Genomic DNA, 2,824 nt, shown 5'->3' with positions numbered 1-2,824 from the left:
CGCCTTCTTTCTGCAATCCGCGGGTCGCTGAACTTTTCAGGTCAATAACACGGTTTTCTTCGGGGAGTACGAGTACCAATCGGGCGACTTTTCCATCAGGAGAGTCTACGGCAATACGTCCAAGTTTCATTTTTCACCTCTTTTGTGGATATAGCTTTTAAATAAAGCTGTCTATGTTTTTCTGGTCGTTAAACTGTGGTACCGCTTGTTGCAAAAGCTGTGTGACTTTTGACTTAGAAGCCAACTTGATCTTTTCCTTTAAGGGCCAACATTTTTCGAGCTTCTTCAGGAGTAGCGATTTCTAGCCCAAGCTCTTCCAGGATTGTGCGGATTTTCTTAACTTGCTCAGCATTTGATGATGCTAACTTGCCGCGGCTAATGTATAGGCTGTCCTCGAGGCCAACGCGCACGTTGGCACCCATAATGGCGCCCATGGTAGCCAGCGGAATTTGATTTTTGCCGGCTGCGAGAATTGACCAGTGATAATTTTTCGGTCCCAATAAGCGGTCTGCGGTCCGCTTCATATGCATCAGGTCTTCCGGGTGCGCACCCATTGCGCCGCGAAGTCCAAAGACTGACTGTACAAACAGCGGTGGTTTGACGAGGCCTTTTTCCAGGAAGTAGGCAAGGGTGTAAATGTGACTGATGTCGTAGCATTCAAATTCGAAGCGGGTATTACCTTTTACGCCAATTTCTTGCAGAATCCATTCGATATCTTCATAGGTATTGCGGAAAATCAGGCCTTTGGTGCTTTCCAGAAACGGCTTTTCCCAGTCGAAATTCCAATCCCGATCCTTGGCGGCCATCTCTGCGAGCACCAAGTTGATTGAACCCATATTTAAAGAGCACATTTCTGGTTGGAGCGCAGCACCAGCTTCTGCTCGCTCAGCTACTGGCATGCCCGGGCCGCCCCCACCTGTAGAAATGTTGATCACGGCATCGGTTTGCGCCTTGATTGGGGCGAGAAATTCTCGAAAAATTTCAGGCGATCCACTGGGTTTACCTGTTTCCGGATGTCGTGCATGCAGGTGTACGATCGCAGCTCCCGCTTCGATTGCCTCAATTGAGTGCTCGGCAATCTGCGCAGGGGTAATCGGCAGGTGAGGTGACATTGATGGTGTGTGTGCACCACCGGTTATGGCACAGGTGATAATAACTTTGTTCATATTGTTGCTTCCGTTTTGTACATTGACGGTTTTGCTTTTTAACGAGAACCCTTTTTACTAAGCCGCGTGAGCACTTCTTACAGCTTGCTTGTTTATATATAAAACGATACGGTTCGTACACAAATTATAGCAAAATGGTTATCTTGTGTCTAGCTTCTTTAGTTATTCGTATTTGTAACTATTTTCTTGAGAGTATTCCCATTCAAAAATGTTTAAGATAGTATACGTTCCGTATCGATATTGAATTTTAGTCTGTTAGGGGAGAGCCCCATTGATTAAGGTAAGTTGGTTTGTTGCACCGGCCCTGGCTCGCGTTGCCGCCGCAGGCTATGGAGGCAGAGGTGCGTTTGAGGTGGAGGCAACGTTAACGCCTTCATCAGATGCTCAGTTCGATGCGCTCCTCAACGGCTCTGTTGATGCAGTAGTTACTGCTATGGATTACGTCATGGCCTGGAATGATCGGCCTGGCAATTTGGATGCATGCATTATTGGCCAGGTTGAATCCACCACGCCGCTTACATTGGTAGGTATTTCTGAATTGTCTGGTCTAAAAGATCTGGTTGGGCGGCGTTTACTTGTTGATGCACCAGGCAATGGATTTGTTGTAGCGCTGCAAAATGCACTGTTGGATGCAGGTGTAGATTTGGAAGAATGTATTTGGGTTGAGGGTGGTGGCGTTGCTGAACGTTTGACTGGTTTGCGCGAAGGTGTTGCGGATGCAACTTTGCTAGGACCACCTTTTGATGCTATTGCTCTAGGGCAAGGCTTTGCGGCACTGAGTAATCTTAATCAGCTGTATCCCGTTTTTCCTGGTCAGGGTTTGGTAGTGCGGCGTGCTGTTTTAGAGCAAAAGAAGAATGAGGTGAGTGCATGGTTGGTGGCACTTGAACAAGCTAGGCGCTGGATGCTGAGCAATAGTAACGAGGCCAGAGCGTTTCTCGAAAACGATGGCGTACCGGCTGTCGTGGTGAATACACTTTTGCAAACAGTACCGAATACCTTGGTGCCAGACAGGGCGGGTATTGAGTTACTGATTGAGCAGCGGCAGCGTTTGTATCCAGCAGGCGTTGATAGATTTACCTACCAAATGTTGGTTGATAAGTGCGCACTTGTTAGCGCGAATTAATTCTTTAAATAAAGAAGGGTAAGTAGATGACTGGTTACGGTATTTGCACATTTTCAATAGCCGATGGATGCGCATCCGCAGGTGTTTCTGTTGGAGGTAAGGTTGCGTTTATTGAAGATCTTATTGATGGGCTGTCGAACGCTGATTGGGAGGGTTTACGCGGACGTTCCGTATTTGATTTGTTGCAGGTTTGGGGCGATGCCAAAGATCTTATTTCTGCTCTGGTCGAAGCGGCTTTGCAAAACGGTTTATTCGAACGATGTGGTCATGACCTTGAGGCGGTAAACATGTACCCGCCCATTATGAAGCCCCAACAGATTTTTTGTACTGGCGCTAATTATCGCCAGCATGTCATTGATCTGACACTCGATGCAGGCGTTGGCCCAGAGGGGCTCAGCGATGCTGAGTTGAGAACCTGGGCAGAAAATATGATGGATGAGCGTGCGGCAAACGGTGAGCCCTATGTGTTCATGAAGCCAGTGAGTGCTATGGCTGGCGCCTATGATTCACTGCCATTGCCGTCAAATACAAC

3 protein-coding genes are annotated in these 2,824 nt (G+C 47.7%); 2 read left to right on the top strand and 1 reads right to left on the bottom strand.

Features of this window, described 5'->3' with window-relative positions; translation table 11 throughout:
• Positions 1-233 precede the first annotated feature (233 nt).
• Positions 234-1,166, bottom strand: coding sequence for a 3,5-dioxohexanoate:acetyl-CoA acetone transferase (gene kce / locus G8764_RS22145; RefSeq protein ID WP_166168550.1), 933 nt, complete (start codon positions 1,164-1,166; stop codon positions 234-236).
• Positions 1,167-1,437: 271 nt separating this feature from the next.
• Between kce and G8764_RS22140 the strand changes: the two genes are divergently transcribed.
• Complete coding sequence (locus G8764_RS22140; RefSeq protein WP_166168547.1) at positions 1,438-2,292, top strand: ABC transporter substrate-binding protein; 855 nt, start codon at positions 1,438-1,440, stop codon at positions 2,290-2,292.
• A 26-nt stretch (positions 2,293-2,318) separates the two neighbouring features.
• The coding region (locus tag G8764_RS22135) for a fumarylacetoacetate hydrolase family protein (protein WP_207952051.1) at positions 2,319-2,824 on the top strand (506 nt) is incomplete at its 3' end.

This window comes from Pseudomaricurvus alcaniphilus (genome assembly GCF_011440395.1).
In the GTDB taxonomy this organism is placed as follows: domain Bacteria; phylum Pseudomonadota; class Gammaproteobacteria; order Pseudomonadales; family Cellvibrionaceae; genus Pseudomaricurvus; species Pseudomaricurvus alcaniphilus.
Note: the sequence above shows the minus strand (reverse complement) of the source record. Positions and strands in the feature narration are given on the sequence as shown.